The 9,870-nt window shown below is 34.5% G+C and carries 10 protein-coding genes and 1 pseudogene; 2 read left to right on the forward strand and 9 right to left on the reverse strand.

The window, feature by feature from the left end:
- Positions 1 to 128 precede the first annotated feature (128 nt).
- A pseudogene (locus M3212_RS21215) lies at positions 129 to 504 on the reverse strand (IS21 family transposase); the annotation flags it as partial.
- A 72-nt stretch (positions 505 to 576) separates the two neighbouring features.
- On the opposite strand from M3212_RS21215, the gene M3212_RS21220 reads away from it, so the two are divergent.
- Together M3212_RS21220 and M3212_RS22440 are read left to right on the forward strand one after the other, a co-directional pair.
- Positions 577 to 795, forward strand: a complete 219-nt coding sequence (locus M3212_RS21220; protein ID WP_251195913.1) for a hypothetical protein — start codon at positions 577 to 579, stop codon at positions 793 to 795.
- A gap of 250 nt (positions 796 to 1,045) precedes the next feature.
- The gene (locus tag M3212_RS22440) at positions 1,046 to 1,174 is read left to right on the forward strand and encodes a Mu transposase domain-containing protein (protein WP_434084065.1); all 129 of its coding nucleotides are present in this window, start codon (positions 1,046 to 1,048) and stop codon (positions 1,172 to 1,174) included.
- A gap of 236 nt (positions 1,175 to 1,410) precedes the next feature.
- Here the strand turns inward: M3212_RS22440 and M3212_RS21225 are convergent, their stop codons facing one another.
- The 8 genes from M3212_RS21225 to M3212_RS21260 form a co-directional block, all read right to left on the reverse strand.
- Positions 1,411 to 2,331: an aldo/keto reductase gene (locus tag M3212_RS21225; protein ID WP_251195914.1), complete on the reverse strand. Its 921-nt coding sequence runs from the start codon at positions 2,329 to 2,331 to the stop codon at positions 1,411 to 1,413.
- A gap of 230 nt (positions 2,332 to 2,561) precedes the next feature.
- The gene (locus tag M3212_RS21230; RefSeq protein WP_251195915.1) at positions 2,562 to 3,647 is read right to left on the reverse strand and encodes a Gfo/Idh/MocA family protein; all 1,086 of its coding nucleotides are present in this window, start codon (positions 3,645 to 3,647) and stop codon (positions 2,562 to 2,564) included.
- The gene (locus tag M3212_RS21235) at positions 3,640 to 4,461 is read right to left on the reverse strand and encodes a sugar phosphate isomerase/epimerase family protein (protein ID WP_251195916.1); all 822 of its coding nucleotides are present in this window, start codon (positions 4,459 to 4,461) and stop codon (positions 3,640 to 3,642) included. Before M3212_RS21235 ends, M3212_RS21230 begins: the two co-directional genes overlap by 8 nt.
- 1 nt (position 4,462) lies before the next feature.
- Positions 4,463 to 5,449 (reverse strand): NAD(P)-dependent oxidoreductase, encoded by a 987-nt coding sequence (locus tag M3212_RS21240; protein ID WP_349774220.1) that lies wholly within the window; start codon positions 5,447 to 5,449, stop codon positions 4,463 to 4,465.
- Positions 5,450 to 5,580: 131 nt separating this feature from the next.
- Complete coding sequence (locus M3212_RS21245; protein WP_251195918.1) at positions 5,581 to 6,627, reverse strand: TRAP transporter substrate-binding protein; 1,047 nt, start codon at positions 6,625 to 6,627, stop codon at positions 5,581 to 5,583.
- Between the two features lie 236 nt (positions 6,628 to 6,863).
- The gene (locus M3212_RS21250; protein WP_251195919.1) at positions 6,864 to 8,144 is read right to left on the reverse strand and encodes a TRAP transporter large permease; all 1,281 of its coding nucleotides are present in this window, start codon (positions 8,142 to 8,144) and stop codon (positions 6,864 to 6,866) included.
- Positions 8,141 to 8,644, reverse strand: coding sequence for a TRAP transporter small permease (locus M3212_RS21255; RefSeq protein WP_251195920.1), 504 nt, complete (start codon positions 8,642 to 8,644; stop codon positions 8,141 to 8,143). The genes M3212_RS21250 and M3212_RS21255 overlap by 4 nt, the downstream gene beginning before the upstream one ends.
- Positions 8,645 to 8,681: 37 nt before the next feature.
- Complete coding sequence (locus M3212_RS21260) at positions 8,682 to 9,443, reverse strand: SDR family NAD(P)-dependent oxidoreductase (RefSeq protein ID WP_251195921.1); 762 nt, start codon at positions 9,441 to 9,443, stop codon at positions 8,682 to 8,684.
- Positions 9,444 to 9,870 lie beyond the last annotated feature (427 nt).

Here is a 9,870-nt window from a genome sequence, read left to right on the forward strand (position 1 = left end):
TATCAAGTAGATTTGTAAAATGAAGGGGGAGCAAAGGATTGCTTCCTCTTCATTTTGGACAGTGAATCCGTCAGTTTTAGGACAATTAGCGCCGTCAAGATCCAGACATTGTAGAACGTCATTAACACCATTGGTTGTTCAGGAACTGCTTCATATTGACGGACTATGACCTTTTTCTCAATCTGATAAACCTCACGAATATCTCTCACATACGTTCTAACGGTACTTCCACCGACCACAAGGTCGGATTATCTCCCTAAAAGCCAATCATGAATTTGAGCACTACTTATGTGATGGTACTCTTCTAGCCAAGCAATTATCCAGTCTTTATAAGGATCTAGTTTTCTCTTCTCCTCCAAAAGTTGTTCAATATATGCTTTCGCTTCATCAAATGTCATTTCTAAAAACTTATAGACAGACGGTCTCGAAACTTTTAGCTCCTTAGCGATTTTTGCTACTTTAAACTTTTCTCTTACGTAATTCATGGATCTTTACATATAACACTAATTTCTCCTTCAAAACCCTAACCCCCAGTAATCTAACATCACTATCTATTTTTCTAAAGGAGTAGGTTGATTGACCAAAAGTGTAAAATCTTATCGAGCAAAAACTGTCAACTTCATTCTAGCGTTTACAGTCCCTCAACAAATACTCTATGACAATATGAAAACAGCGGTTATTAAAAATTTTCCAGTAGAGATTCGCTTTAATCAGAAGTTTGAGGAATTTTTAGCATACTACGGGGTGGTGCCGAAGGCATGTAAACCTAACCGACCGCAAACAAAAGGAAAGTAGAGAATGTCGTTGGGGTTATTTAAAGAAAAATTTTATGCAGTGTAATAAACATGAGGCCACACTTCAAGTTCTTAATGAAGATGTTCGTAAATGGTTGAATAAGACAGCAAATTTAAAACCAAATGCCGCGACAAGTGAATCACCACTTAAACTAAACGATTTGAGGTTGAAGAAATGTATCAATCTAGTCATAAGAAGACTGCTTTCCCTGTAGCAAAGCCGGAAATGGGAGAAGTTAAGAGATTCATTCATTTCTTATAGGGGCAAGCGTTATTCGGTCCCTTTCCGCTTTGTCGGTCAGAACGTAAAAGTGAAAGAAACGCTCGCTCATCATTTAGAAATTTATAATGATTTCGAGTGTATTGAGAAATATCCCTAATTAGGTAAAACAGAAGCTCATTTAAATTTAGTGCATTATAAAGGGCTGAAAGAGACCGAAAATGGTTTAGCGCCCCGTCTCCATCAGCCCGATGCGTCGACAATCCTCCATTGTAGGCAGCCTCAATAACAAGGTCAGGGCTCGATAACATGCATAGACTCCCTGCTACAATCCCTGCCATACACTTGCTATAATGCACCCATCATGGTCACCAGCATAATCTGTTTTTAAAATTCCTAAGAGAAAATCGTATTGAGTTCTTCAAGATCCTGTGTCGTAAATTTTACTTCTAATGATTTGATATTTTTCTTAACATGTTCAGGATACTTACCACCAGGAATGACCGAGTCAATACCTTCCTTAGTCATTAGCCAAGCTATACTAACATTAGAAACAGCCGTTCCTTTGCGACTTGCGATGCCTTTTAATTGGTTAACCTTATCTAAATTTTTTTGAAATGCTTCTGCTTCAAATAAAGATATTGAGTTTCTCCAATCGCCCTCTGCTAGCTTAAAATTCTTATCATATTTACCGCCTAAAATACCAAAAGCTAACGGACCGTATGGAATAAAGGATATGTTATTTTCAATACAGTAAGGTAGCACATCATTTTCTACACTTCTATTTAATAAGTTGTAAGGTGATTGTAAAGCTGAGATGTTGTTATAGTTATTCGCTTCTTTTAGTTGATCAATTGTTAAATTAGAAACACCGATCGATTTAATTTTACCTTCTTCGACCAATCTTGATAATTCCCCTATTGATTCTACTAATGGTGTTTTTTGATCATAGAAATGTAAATAATACAAGTCAATATATTCGACCTGTAAACGACTCAAGCTTCTTTCAACAGCTTCGCGTAAATAGTTAGGATGGTTATTAGGCCCATCAACCGTTTGGCCGCCTTTTGTTGCTAAAACATAGGAATCACGAGGATAATCCGTTAACACTTCTCCAACTAGCTCTTCGGTTCTGCCAACACCATAAATATCCGCTGTGTCCACAAACGTGATCCCATTATTTAGGGCTTCCCGCAAGAAATCTTGTCCTTGTTTTTCATCTAAATTTTCGTATAAGTTATGACCACCAATCGCGTTAGTTCCAACACCTAATTTGGATATTTCAATATCAGTTTTTTTTAGAGTAGAATACTTCATTTTGACGACTCCTTTCGAATTTTGATTCAGTGGAGTAAATTCCACAATTTCAATCCTAAGTCAAAGGTTCTCATGACATGAAAAAGGAGTACCTTCCCAAACGTCAAATGAGTAAGTGTCCAGCATATACTCAGTTTTGAGAAGGTGCCCTTTAATAACAATTAAGCTAAAGTTTATACGATTTAGAGCCCACCCACCGTTATGAAGTGGTATGTTCGACTATGGATATCTTATCTGTGCATCTCACTAATTTTAACTGACTGTCCAATTTCAATACTCTTTTGTATTGCTAATGCTGTTTTTAAAGCATATATAGCATCATCTGCGCATGGTGAGGTTTGTTTTTGGTCTCTTATATTTTGAACAAAATTTTTTAATGCCCCATAGTAACCATTCATCACAAAAGAATGCATTTCAATGTTACTCACATTCATATAATTTGGTTCCATAACTTCAGCACTAGAGGGAATTTCTTTTAATGCTTGATGAGAACTTCCCCCATCCTTATCTATTGGTGTTGGTTTTTGCCAATAAAATTTCGTCGCATTATCAAGGCTAATACAATTACGATCACCAATAATCTCAATATATTCTCCGCCTTTAACTGACCAAAAGCCTGTTGAACCTAAAACAAATACTCCTACTGCCCCTGATTTGAATTTTAAGGAAACAGAAATATTAGCCTTTCCTTCTTCAATTTTGTGCATATTAGCATAAATTTCATCAATCTCACCAATAAAATGTTTAGCAATATCAAACATATGTATTGATCCTACTGTTAATAAGTCCCATGTCTTGGGTCTATATCCACCTGCGAATTTCATATAAATCATGGAAGGCTTTTCAAATTTTTCTGACTTGATAGCTTCATAAACCTTATTATAATATTGAGAAAAACGTTTATTAAAACCTACTGTTAATATTAAATTGTTAACTTCTGCTAATTCTTTTAACTCATAAGCTTCCTCTAAGTCAATTGCCAATGGTTTTTCTACATACACATTTAAATTATTTAATAAGCACTTTTTAATTAAAGATGCCTGAATATGAGGTGGAGAGACCACAAGAGCAGCTTCTGCACTTGTTTCTGATAACATTTGATCGACATCTGTATAATGTTGGTTTAAACCAAATCTTTTTTGTGCAAAAATAGCTCTTTCCATATCCAGATCACACACTGCCACTATTTCAACGTCTTCTAGAAAACCTAGTGCGGTATGTAAAATTGATGAAGCGTGACTTCCACATCCAACTAATGCTATTTTTATTCTATCAATCCTCATTCTATCACCTTTTTCACAAATTATATTATTCATTAATTAAGGCTTTTAAATAATTTAGGCTATTTTTGGCAACTTCATCAATATCATCTTTGTACTTACCAAATTCAAACCCTACGTATTCAACCGAAAGATACTCTGTATAATTAATTTCCTTTAAAGTGCTGACCACATTTTTGAAATCAACATTTCCTTTCCCAATAGGAGGAAATTCCCAGTCAGACGGAATTCCTTTTCCATCTTTCATATGAACATGCACAATATTATCTTTAGTACTCTTAATGAATTCAGATATATTATCGCCTTCAATCATAATATTGGCTGTATCAACAGTGACGTATAATTTACCTCTAGTTATCGCTTCAATAAGCCTATTAATTGTTTGGGTGTTATGAACGACCATGCCAATATTTGGTTCGAATGCATACTTAATATTATGTTCAGTAGCAAATTCCACAATTTGATTAACACTATCAATTAGCAAATCCCATGTTTTTTCACTTGAATATTCTTTGGGTTGAAAGCTAGAAAAACCAACAGCAACTTCTCCTCCCAATTTTTTTAACTTTAATAGTTGTTTTTTTGTTAACTCAATTGACTGTGCACGTGTCTCCTCAGTAATCAAATCAAAGTGAGAACTAATTCCTGCAACTGGTAGTTTATAATCTTCTAATAACTGAGCAACATGATTAATCTCATTTTCTTCCATATCCGTTCTAATATGTGGATTTGACCAAGGCAACGTTGTTCCGTTTAATTCTATTGCATCATATCCAAAAGACTTTACCTTTTCAATTGCTACCTCAATCGGTTTATCATGGTATGATACTGACCTAAACGCTATTTTCATATTATTTCACCTCTTTTACTTGATGATTCCTTACCTTAACTCCAACAATATCTTCGAAAACTTTTATTACTGACGAAGCATCATCTCTTCCATAGCCTAAAGCATTCCCCCATAAGAACACATCTTTAGAAACTGAGCTTGTAAATAATGGCATATTTACTTCCCTAGCAATTTTTTGAACGATATCAAGGTCTTTAATTTGTATGTCAAGAGCACCACTATTACTAAAATCTCCATTTAGAATTCGAGGCAATTTTGTTTCAAGCATCCATGAGTTACCTGCGCTTTTTTTGATAATATCATATAGGACTTCTGGATCTGCACCTGCTTTAGTTCCTAAAACCAATGCTTCTGCCATTGCTACAAGATGAACAGATACTAATAATTGCACTGAAGCCTTTATAACTTGTCCGAGGCCGATTTCATTACCAACTTGAACCGCATTTGCCCCAATGGTTTTTAAAATATCCTCGCATTCTTTATATACTTCATCTTTCCCCGAAACGATCATTACCAATGTTCCATCTTCAGCACCTTTTGTACCACCCGTGACAGGAGAATCTAATACATTAATACCTTTACTACTTACCACTTCACTTACTTCTCTTATTTCTTGAGGTGCGATAGTACTGGTAATTATTAAAGTACTTCCAGGCTTCATATAATCTCCTAAAGTATCTGGTTCAATAATGCAAGATTTCACTTGAGGATAAGTTAAAACCATTAGAATAACGACATCGGAAAATTCCGCAACTTCTTTTAGACTATTTGCTGGCTTACCACCATGATCTGCAAGTGTTTTTATGGCATTTTTATCTATATCGTACCCTACAACCTCATATCCAGCTTTAATCAGATTAAATGCCATTCTCATACCCATTTGTCCTAACCCTACAAGACCGACTCTTTTCATATAAAAATTTACCTCCTCTATAACGTTTAGATTTCTAATTAGTTTTTGTCCTTTTCTTAATAATAGATTCTTAATTGCCTTGTCCTAAAAGCCATAATTGAGCTGAAAAACGGAGCATCGGTTCCCTTCTGTGCACGCTACTTTGAAGTTGTCTAAAAAGATTATTTTTAATCTTTTTAGACAACTTCTATTATTATTTTTTAACTTTACTGTAACTCTCTTACACGATCTAATAAGTTAGGAATCCATTGATCAGCAAATCTATCTTCTACATCACTTTCCATAAACAATTGCTGAAATGAAGCTTTATCAACTTCGACGATTTCCATACCTTCATCAGCTAAAATGTTTTTATATTCTTCGTTCATCTCTGCTTCTAAATCTTGTTGGTAAGCCGCTGTTTCTGTCACAGCTTCATCAAACAACACACGAATATCATCTGGGAAGCTCTCATAAAGATCGTTGTTAATCATTAACATATAAGGTGAATATGTGTGCTCTGTTAACATTACATGACTTTGCACTTCGAAGAACTTAGCATTATATATGTTGTCAAATGGGTTTTCCTGTCCATCGACTACGCCTTGCTGGAGTGATACATATAATTCGCCGAAGTCAATTGGAGTAGGATTTGCGCCTAGAGCTGACCAAGCCTCCACTACTAATGGGTTAGTAATAGTACGCAATTTCATACCTTCTATTTCTTCAGGTGTCCTTATTGCTTCATTGGCTGTTAAGTTTCTTGCTCCTCTATGGAAATATGCTAATACTCTGGAATTAACAGATTCTATAAATGCTTGATTTAACTCTTCTCCAATCTCCCCGTTATAAACTCGATCCATATGTTCCATATCTGAAATTAAGAATGGAATTAATAGCCCTTGAAATTCCGGAACATAAGTCCCAAATACCCCATCTCCAGGAATAACCATATCAATTGCTCCCATACCCATGTTTTCTACCATATCAATTTCATTGCCTAGTTCTTGGTTAGGAAACACTTCTACCGTAATTTGATTATTTGTTTTTTCTTCAATTAATTCCTTGAATTTGTGCGCCGCTTGGTCATTAACAGTTCCGGCAGGGACATTATGTCCTAATTGAATACTGTAAGTAAAATCACTCAGTCCGGCTTCACCTTCACTACCATTTTGTGAGTTATCACTTTCCCCAATGGTATCGTCGGATCCACATGCAGCTAAAAATACAGTTAGAGATAAAAACAGAACCAAAAATAACAACAATTTTTTCATAATTAACCTCCGTTTGAAGTTGACCCTACTGCTAAAACAGAACGTTTGATATTTTCAGACGGGTCATTATTTTGTACCTTGTCAGAAATACTACCTCAAACCTAGAAACGAATCATGGATTATCATGGATGTTCCATAGCTTTGGGGTAAAGGACAACTTTCTCTAAAAATTCTTAGAATCTTAATTTTTATAAGATTAAGCAAATTCACCCCCTTTTAAAATTGTCCATGTTTAGTTATTTTGTAAACTCTAGCAGCCATAATGAAAGATGTGGAATAAAATCAATTAATAGTAAGAAACCGATTAAGAGTAAGAGGTATGGTATAATCCCCTTCGTAATTTCTTCCAATGATATTCCAGCAATTTTACAGGACATAAATAAGTTTACTGCCACAGGTGGTGTTACCATACCAATTGCCAAATTAATTATCATAATCATTCCAAAATGAATTGGATCAATCCCATATGCCATGGCAATTGGAGTAATAATAGGTGCTAAAATGATAATTGCTGCACTCATTTCAAAAAACATTCCTAATATTAGAAGTAGTAAGTTAACAATTAATAAAAATACTACAGTACTTTCTGAAATGCCATTTAACATTTCAGCAGCTTGATGAGGAAATCTCCCTTGTGTCAACAGCCAGCTAAACATACCTGCTGCAGAAATAATAATCATTATAGTTGAGGTTGTTAATGCCGATTCCCCGAATATACGTACAATATGTTTAATCTTAATTTTTCTATAAACGAAAAATCCAATAATAAATGCATAAAAAGCGGCAATTGCAGCTGCTTCTGTTGGCGTGAAAATTCCTCCATAAATGCCACCCAAGATAATGATTGGCATAATTAAAGCAAGCACAGCTTCTTTAATAGCAACTAATTTTTGTTGCCAAGTGTCTTTAGTTGGTTTTCCGACAAATCCTTTTTTCTTTGAATAGAAATATATAAATATACACAAAATAAAAGCAAGTGTAACACCAGGAACTATTCCTGCAATAAAAAGGCTTCCTACTGATGTACCGGTAACTACTCCATAAATGATCATTGGGATACTAGGAGGGATAATTGCCCCTAATTCACCTGCCGTAGCTTGAGTTGCCGCTGCAAACCTTTTAGTATATCCTTTTTGGATCATAGCGGGAATTAAAAATGCACCTATGGCTGCAACAGTAGCTACACTAGAGCCTGATATAGCTCCGAAAAACATTGAAGCAACAACGGCAACGATTGCATAACCGCCAGCAATATGCCCGACAAATGATGAAGCAAGATTGATTAGTCGTTGAGATAATCCAGCAGCTCCCATTAATGATCCGGCTAGTATAAATAACGGAACAGCAAGTAATGGCAATGAATCTATACTGGCAAACATTCGTTGGATTGCTACAACCAAGTTAATATCTGTAAAAATTAACATTACTACTATAGATGCTAGTCCAATAGAAAACGCAACTGGCACACTAATAAGCAATAATATAAACATTAGAATGAAGAGTACTGTGAAACTCATGCGTCAACCCCCAGTTCTTCATCTTTTGTAAATAATTCGATAGCAACCACAACTATGTTTAAAATGGTTAAGCACCCACCTATAGGTATGGAAAGGAATGGGATCCACATTGGAATTAATGCTGCTGATGATTTTCTAGTTGCTACTTCTGCTGCCATTTCAAAACCGTAATAAACTAGGAAAAGACAAAATATAAATGAAATAGATAGAGTTATCAAACTTAATATTTTTTTAAACTTTCCTCTTGCTCTTTCCAATAAAGCTTCAACCGCAATTAACCCCTTTTGTCGAAGTGATATACTCACTCCAAGAAAAACAGACCAAATTGTTAAAAATTTCGCAGCTTCTTCTGGCCAACTTAATGAAGCATTAGCAATAAATCTAAAGTATACTTGTACTATAAGAAGTATGAAAATAAACATTAACATAATCCCAATTACACCAAAAATAACTTTATTCAATTGATCAACTCGTTTTATATATTGATCTGTAAATTTCATTAAACCATCCACCCTTGAATTTTTTTATAATACAAAATCACTTTGTAAGTAGTCCACCATCAACAAAAATAGTATGGCCTGTTATGTAGTCAGAAGCAGAGCTAACTAAGAATAATAATGAACCTATTAACTCCTCTGGTTCGCCAAATCTGCCCATTGGAACATCATTAATCATTTGAGTATATCTTTTCTTATCACTTCTTGTATCTTCATTCATCTTTGTTTTAATGTATCCAGGACCAATTGCATTTACATTGACACCATCTGGTCCCCATTCCATCGCTAATGTACGGGTTAAATGCTCTACACTGGCTTTTGATGTGCAATATGCTAGCCTTAAGTCTAATCCCTTTCTCCCAGCTATAGACGCTATGTTGACAATTTTTCCTCTCTTTCTTTTCTTCATATGAACACCAAAATATCGACAACATAAAAATGTACCTTTTGCATTAACATCCATGATTCTGTCCCATTCTCGTACATCCATCTCAGTTGTTTCCATCCTTTGAACAACTCCAGCGTTATTAACGAGAATATCGACTTCACCTATATTACTCTCAACCTCTTTCACAAGATCTTGTATCTCTTTTTCTGATGAGACATTTACTTGATATCCATAAACCTGCGTGCTGATTTTCTGTAAGTTTGACACAGCTTGGTCCACATTCTCTTTATTCAGATCACAGATGACCACTTTTGCACCTTTTTCTAATAAGGCTTTAGCATAAACAAAGCCTAATCCTCTAGCAGCCCCAGTAACAACAGCAACTTTATTTTCTATGGAAAATAGATCCCGCATTAGCAATTCCTCCTTTACTCAGTTACAAGTGATTCCTCAGGAATTATTTTATATTGTAAAAAATTATCTAATTTCAGTGTTATCCTTAAAATTTCTTCTATGTTTTAGCACTTTTTTATTAAAGAATTTCAAATAAAAATAATTAAAAATCAAAAAAAATACTATAAGCGAAAATTGCTAACGCTTTCATTTTACATTATAAAATATGTTTTATTTTATATCCATATCTTATAATGAATCTTTATCACTTTCAACACTTTTTTGAAAACTATAAATAATTATTTTATTATTTACGAAATTTCATTAGCTTTGCATAAAGTTATTAAAAATTTGTCAAGTAGTTTCGAGTAGAAATTTATGGTTTCAAGACATAAAAAAACTCCTTATAATTAGGTTTGGTAGTTCTGTCCAAATCCTAAATACAAGG

Origin of the sequence: Halalkalibacter oceani (assembly GCF_023715705.1) — a bacterium.
GTDB classification, from domain to species: Bacteria; Bacillota; Bacilli; order Bacillales; family Bacillaceae_D; genus Halalkalibacter; species Halalkalibacter oceani_A.

Coding starts and splice junctions, on each gene's coding strand:
- M3212_RS21245 (WP_251195918.1), bottom strand. CDS start 6,627: ATGAAAAAATTGTTGTTATTTTTGGTTCTGTTTTTATCTCTAACTGTA.
- M3212_RS21225 (WP_251195914.1), bottom strand. CDS start 2,331: ATGAAGTATTCTACTCTAAAAAAAACTGATATTGAAATATCCAAATTA.
- M3212_RS21235 (WP_251195916.1), bottom strand. CDS start 4,461: ATGAAAATAGCGTTTAGGTCAGTATCATACCATGATAAACCGATTGAG.
- M3212_RS21250 (WP_251195919.1), bottom strand. CDS start 8,144: ATGAGTTTCACAGTACTCTTCATTCTAATGTTTATATTATTGCTTATT.
- M3212_RS21255 (WP_251195920.1), bottom strand. CDS start 8,644: ATGAAATTTACAGATCAATATATAAAACGAGTTGATCAATTGAATAAA.
- M3212_RS21260 (WP_251195921.1), bottom strand. CDS start 9,443: ATGCGGGATCTATTTTCCATAGAAAATAAAGTTGCTGTTGTTACTGGG.
- M3212_RS21230 (WP_251195915.1), bottom strand. CDS start 3,647: ATGAATAATATAATTTGTGAAAAAGGTGATAGAATGAGGATTGATAGA.